The 5,517-nt window shown below is 73.5% G+C and carries 5 protein-coding genes; 3 read left to right on the top strand and 2 right to left on the bottom strand.

Annotation, left to right across the window (positions count from 1 at the left end; translation table 11 throughout):
- Window positions 1–610 (top strand): hypothetical protein (locus GTW67_RS03210; RefSeq protein ID WP_161163266.1); only part of this gene is annotated, 610 nt, incomplete at its 5' end.
- A 312-nt stretch (window positions 611–922) separates the two neighbouring features.
- Window positions 923–1,138 carry an I78 family peptidase inhibitor gene (locus GTW67_RS03215; RefSeq protein WP_161163267.1) on the top strand — a complete coding sequence of 72 codons (216 nt, stop codon included), beginning with the start codon at window positions 923–925 and terminating at the stop codon, window positions 1,136–1,138.
- A 100-nt stretch (window positions 1,139–1,238) separates the two neighbouring features.
- Here GTW67_RS03215 and GTW67_RS03220 read toward each other — a convergent pair whose 3' ends face one another.
- Both GTW67_RS03220 and GTW67_RS03225 read right to left on the bottom strand, forming a co-directional pair.
- Window positions 1,239–2,261 (bottom strand): phosphatase PAP2 family protein, encoded by a 1,023-nt coding sequence (locus GTW67_RS03220; RefSeq protein ID WP_161163268.1) that lies wholly within the window; start codon window positions 2,259–2,261, stop codon window positions 1,239–1,241.
- A 236-nt stretch (window positions 2,262–2,497) separates the two neighbouring features.
- The gene (locus GTW67_RS03225; protein WP_161163269.1) at window positions 2,498–3,688 is read right to left on the bottom strand and encodes a glycosyltransferase family 39 protein; all 1,191 of its coding nucleotides are present in this window, start codon (window positions 3,686–3,688) and stop codon (window positions 2,498–2,500) included.
- Between the two features lie 281 nt (window positions 3,689–3,969).
- Here GTW67_RS03225 and GTW67_RS03230 point away from each other — a divergent pair.
- Window positions 3,970–5,517, top strand: a 1,548-nt coding sequence (locus tag GTW67_RS03230) for an MFS transporter (RefSeq protein WP_161163270.1), incomplete at its 3' end; no start/stop codon positions are given.

A 5,517-nucleotide genomic window follows, 5' to 3' on the forward strand; every position in this document is an offset into this window, starting at 1 on the left:
CCTCCCCGAGGGCCGCTGGGACGCTTACGCGCACATGGCCGACGGCGTACCGCGGCGCCTGGTCCCCGGCGTGACCGATCTGCGCTCCCTCGCCGACCGCACCCCGAGCGGCCTGCTCGGCCATGTCGCGGTCCGCATCCCGTACGCCACCCGGAACGGCAACCTCACCGTCCGCAGCTGGCTGCGCGCACCCCACGCCGAGGCGGCCGAGCTGCGCCTCGCCGACGACGGGCTGACCGTGCGGGGACGGGTCTACGGCACCCCGCTCGCGGCCGGGGCCCACGCCGAGCTGCGCGCCCGCACCGCCTCGGGCGAGGACGGCACACGCCGGCTGGGTCTGACCGCCGACCGGGCGGAGTTCCGGCTCCGGATCGCCTACGACGCCCTCGCGCCGGGCCGCTGGGACCTGTGGCTGCGCCCCGCCGGGGAGGCGGGACCGGCCGTGCGCGTCGCCCGGCTGCTGGACGACATCGCCGACAAGGAGCCCGTCCTCGTCCTCCCGCGCGCGCGGGTGGAGACGCGGCACGGCCCGGTGGAGGCCGGGCCCTGCTACACGCGGGACAACGACCTGTCGGTGTCCGTCACCGCGCCGGGCCCGGCGAACATGTGAGCAAAGCGTGCGCTTCCTGTGTCGGTATCCGATCGGCGCACGTCCGTTCCGGTGCGTTCGAAGAAATGCGAACGGAAGGGAAGGGAGCACTTGCGGGCCCTTTTCCGTTCGTTTATTCGACGGGTCGGCTCGCCGCACCGGAATTGCCCGCACGCGCGCACGGAAGATGCGCGGAAGCGTCCATCCGGGTGAAGGAGTTCCGTCAAAACGCATGCCGTGATCCTGTGACAGAAGTGTGACCATAGGTGCCGCTGTGGCTGCCGATACGGGCCTGGGCTTCCCCGTCCGTGGAGCAGGGCATAGCGTGGTGACATGCCACCGATTCCCACACCCCCCGCCGAGCCCCAGGACAGTCCGGACGCCTACGTGGGCCTCGAATCCGGGGCAGCCGAGCGACAGGCGCGCGAGCGCGGCTGGTCGACGGTGCGGTCGCTGGAGCCCGGGACGGTCATCACCATGGAGTACCGCGTGGGCCGGCTCAACTTCGAGGTGAAGGACGGCCGCGTGGCCCGCGCCTGGAAGGGCTGACACACGCCGACGGCCCCGGTCCTCCTGTGCGGAGGGCCGGGGCCGTCGTGCTGCGGGGGAGAGGCTGTGCGTACCGGTCCCCGCGGGCCCGTGGGGGCGGTCAGCCGCCGGAGAGGGGCCGTGCCGCGGGCGTCGTGCTGCGCGGGTGGCGGTCGGAGTGCGGCGGGCGGCGGCTGCCCGCCGGGGTGACCGGCGTGCGGTCCGAGCGGGCCGTGTGCGGGCCCGGGGCCAGGTACACGGGGGCCCGGGCGGTGCGGGGCGCGGCGACCGGCTCGCGCGCCGGGGCGCCGCCCTTGCGGCCCGACACGGGGTGCCTGAGGACCACGGGAGTGGCGACCGGATCCCTCGCCGGCCGGGTCCGGCCGCGCCGGGCGGACCACCCGTCCCGCAGGCCGAGGATCCAGACCTCGGTGCGGCTGATCAGCGGCTCGAACCACGGCAGCGCCAGCAGGATCAGCAGTCCCGCCGTCCAGCCGAGGAGCACGTCGCTGAGCCAGTGCGTACCGAGGTAGACGGTGGACATGCCGACCCCGAGGGACGTGACCGCCGACAGTGCCGACAGCCAGCGCCGCGCTCTCGGCGTCGACGCCAGATAGGCCAGGATTCCCCAGGTGACCACGGCGTTCGCGGTGTGACCGCTCGGAAATATATCGCCGCCGAGGCCCATCTCGTTCGCGCCGACCGTGGTCGCGTAGTGCGGTCCCAGCCGGCCCATGCCGATCTTCGCGGCGCCGACCGTGACGTTCAGTAGCAGCAGGGAGGCGCCGAGCGCGAGCAGCGGACGCAGGGTGTGCTGGCGCCAGGAGCGCCAGCCGAGCCAGGCCGCGACCATCACCGCCGTGGGGCCGCGCTGGCCGAGGACCACGTAGTAGTCGACGAACGCGTGGATCTCCGGCCACTGCTGGTAGGGCCGGAAGAACATGACCTGCCAGTCGAGCCGGACCAGCCACGAGGTGATCAGCACGGCCCACACGATCGCGATATAGAACGCGAGGGTGCCGGAGAACAGCGCGATGCGGTGCCGGCTCATCACCGGCACATCTAGGTGGGCCGGTCGTTCCGGCTCCCGGTCGAGTCTCGCGAACACCCGGTCCAGACGGGTGAGGTTCCGTTCGGTACGCACCCAATCGACGTTACAGCGAGTGAGGAGTGATCCTTGCCGAAACAACGGCTTTGTGATGACGATGTGATGTGGGATTCCTCTCAGGAGTGGTCTTTTCCCGAGGAATCCGCAATCCGGCCCCGCTGTGGGCCTCAATTCCTTTGATCGGCCCGGCCGGCGGTTTTATCGTGCTTATGAATTCGTTAACCGAATGCTGGTACGCAATTCTCCCGGCGCTCATCGGGCGAACGGGCCGGTCAGGGCGGACCCGAGCCGTTCAGCCAGAAGGCGCCGTACCCGGCCGAGACGACGGCGACGGTCGCGGCCACCAGCGCCGACCTGCGGTTTCGCAGCCGGGCCAGAGCCAGGGCGAGCGGCAGCAGCAGGGGGAAGGCGGGCAGCAGCAGCCGGGGCTTCGAGCCGAAGTAGCTCGACGCGCACAGGGCGAGAGCCGTGACGATCCCCGAGTACACGAGCAGCGCGAGCGGCTGGCGCTGCCGTACGCAGACGACGTACAGCCACAGCAGCAGGGCGACCCCGGCGATCAGGCCGACGCCCGCCAGGGCCGACGGGAGCGACGTGAGCTTCGCGCCGACGAACCGGGCGAAGGACACGCCGCCGTCGAAGCCGTTGCGCCAGCCGGCCTGGACGTCGAGATAGCCGAGCGGGCCCTTGCCGGTGCGGTGGCCGACCCACAGGACGTAGCCGGCGGCGCCCAGGGGCGCGAGGAGCATGCCGAGCGCGCGCCGCACGCCCTCGCCGGGGGCGTGCTCCGGGGAATGCGCGCCGCGCGCGGCGGTGGTGCTGCGGCTTCGCACGAATGCCTCGATCGCGGCCGCCCACACCGCCGCCGTCACCGCGAGCCCCACCGGCCGGGTCAGCCCGGCCAGCGCGGCCAGCGTTCCCGCCGTCACCCAGCGTCCGGTCAGCACCGCGTACAGCGACCAGGCGGCGAGCGCGGTGAACAGCGACTCGCTGTACGCCATCGACTGCACGATCCCCACCGGCAGCACGGCCCACAGCAGCACCGCGCACACGCCTGCCCGGCGGCCGTAAAGGTGCTCCGCCACCGCGAAGACCCCCCAGGCCGCCGCGAGCGAGGCGAGCAGGCTCACCACGAACCCCGCGTCGGCGTACGACAGCGGGCTCACCGCCGCGCCCAGCCGCTCCAGCCAGGGCAGCAGGGGGAAGAAGGCCAGGTTGGAGTGCACGTCGCCGTTGGGCAGGCGCACCTCGTAGCCGTACCCCAGCTCGGCGACCCTGGTGTACCAGAGGGAGTCCCAGCGGGCGGTCAGCAGCGTGTACGCGCTCTTGTCGCGCGCGGCGCTCCACAGGGCCAGGGCGAGCAGGCCCAGGGCGCGGACGGCCGCGTAGCCGAGGAGCGCCGGGGCGGCCCGGCGCAGGGCTCCGGGGCGGTCCGCCACCACACGCGTTGCAAGATCGGTCACGGGCCCGATTATCCGCCGGGCGTCCGGCGGGGCGGCCGGCCGGGGGAGGTCCGGGGGCGGCTGCCCGGCCGGGGCCCGGCAGGCGCGGTGGTGGACACCACACAGGTCACGCGGGATGTGTGAGCTCGAACACGCGGGTGTGCGACGGACTCGCGTACGCTGGCGAGTCACTCGCGATCCGCCCACGGCCCGGGGACCCCGCTCCTCTCCGGCCGAGCCGCCGGGGAGTCCCCACCCCGCCCGGCCCGCCGGACGCGAGGGAACATCTTGGAGGTACGTGCATGTCCGGGACGACCACGGCTGCCGCCGCACCGCGCCGCCGGGCTGCCGGGGCCGGCGCCAACCGCTGGGTGGTCCTCGTCGTCCTCTGCGCGAGCCTGCTGCTCGTCGCCGTCGACGCGACCGTCCTGCACGTGGCGGTCCCCGCCGTCACGGAGGACCTGCGGCCCGGCGCGATCGAACTGCTCTGGATCGTCGACGTCTACCCCCTCGTCTGCGCCTCGCTGCTGATCCTGTTCGGCACGCTGGGCGACCGGGTCGGCCGCAGACGGATCCTGCTCCTCGGATACGCGCTCTTCGGCGTCGCCTCCGCGCTGGCGGCCCTCGCCGAGGGGCCCCAGGTCCTGATCGCGGCCCGCGCGCTGCTCGGCGTCGGCGGGGCGATGATCATGCCGGCGACGCTGTCGATCCTGCGCCAGGTCTTCCCCGACCGGCGGGAGCGGGCGCTGGCCATCGGCATCTGGAGCGCCGTGGCCGCGGTGGGCGCGGCGGTCGGACCGCTGCTCGGCGGCTTCCTGCTGGAGCACTTCTGGTGGGGCTCGGTCTTCCTCGTCAACATCCCGCTGATGCTGGTCAGCCTGCCGGTGGGACGGCTGCTGCTGCCCGAGTCGAAGGGAGACGGCACCGGCCCCTGGGACGTCGTCGGCGCGCTGATGGCGGCGGCCGGGCTGTTCGGCGTCGTCCTGGGCGTGAAGCGGCTCGGCGGCGGCGAGCCGGTGGCGAGCGTGCTCACCGTGCTGCCGCTGGTGGTGGGCGCGGGCCTGCTGACCGGATTCGTGCGGCGGCAGCGGCGCCGGACGTATCCGCTGGTGGACCTGCGGATGTTCCGGCGGCCGGCGTTCAGCACGTCGGTGGGGTGCATCGTGCTGGCCATGCTGGCGCTGGTGGGTCTTGAGCTGATCGCGGCGCAGTACTTGCAGCTGGTGCTCGGGCTGTCACCGCTGGAGACCGGGCTGCGGCTGCTGCCGCTGACCTTCGCGGCGATGGCGGCGGGGCTGGCGGGCGCGCGGCTGCTGCGGCGGTTCGGGCCGCGGCGGACGGTGTGCGCCGGGTTCTGTCTGACGGCGGTGGCGGTGCTGCTGCTGACGGCGATGGGCCGGGCGGACAACTGCGCGCTGCTGCTGTCCGGGTTCGTGCTGCTCGGCTTCGGGCTGGAGACGACGCTGTTCGGGGCGTACGAGTCGATGCTGAGCGAGGCGCCGCCGGAGCAGTCCGGTGGGGCGGCGGCGATCGGGGAGACGTCGTACCAGCTGGGCGCGGGGATCGGGATCGCGCTGCTGGGCAGCGTGATGAACGCGGCGTACGCGCCCGGGGTGACGGGCGGGGTGCCGGGGGTGCCCGCGTCGGCGTCTGTGGCGGCGGGGCATTCGCTGGGGGAGGCGTACGAGGTCGCTGCGCGGCTCGGGGGGCCGGCGGGGGGTGCGTTGCGGCGGGCCGCGGGGGATGCGTTTGTGCATGGGCTGCATGTGACGTTGCTGGTGAGTGCGGGGTTGTTGGTGCTGGGGGCGGTGATGGCGTTGCGGTTGCCGCGGGTGATGCAGTGCGAGGGG

The organism is Streptomyces sp. SID5910, assembly GCF_009862125.1.
Lineage (GTDB): Bacteria > Actinomycetota > Actinomycetes > Streptomycetales > Streptomycetaceae > Streptomyces.